Source organism: Aquabacterium sp. A08 (genome assembly GCF_011742065.1).
In genome coordinates this window covers 1-218 of the sequence record NZ_JAAQQT010000512.1, presented here as the reverse complement: position 1 = coordinate 218, position 218 = coordinate 1, and the positions used below count along the sequence as shown (strand labels likewise).

The 218-nt window shown below is 66.5% G+C and carries 1 protein-coding gene; it reads left to right on the top strand.

The genetic code is table 11. The features are described from left to right. Nucleotides 1–218 (top strand): porin (locus tag HA630_RS02925; RefSeq protein ID WP_166832254.1); only part of this gene is annotated, 218 nt, incomplete at both ends.

Genomic DNA, 218 nt, shown 5'->3' with positions numbered 1-218 from the left:
GTCTCCAGCGGCCTGCTGACCACCAGCCGCCTGGGCTTCCGTGGCACCGAAGACCTCGGTGGTGGCCTCAAAGCCATCTTCCAGATCGAAACCACCCTCAAAGCCGATGCGCCTGAGGCCACCACCCTGGGCGACCGCACCGCCATCGTCGGCCTGAGCGGCGGTTTTGGCACCGTCAAACTGGGCCGCACCGACACCAGCTTCGACGACATCCGCGA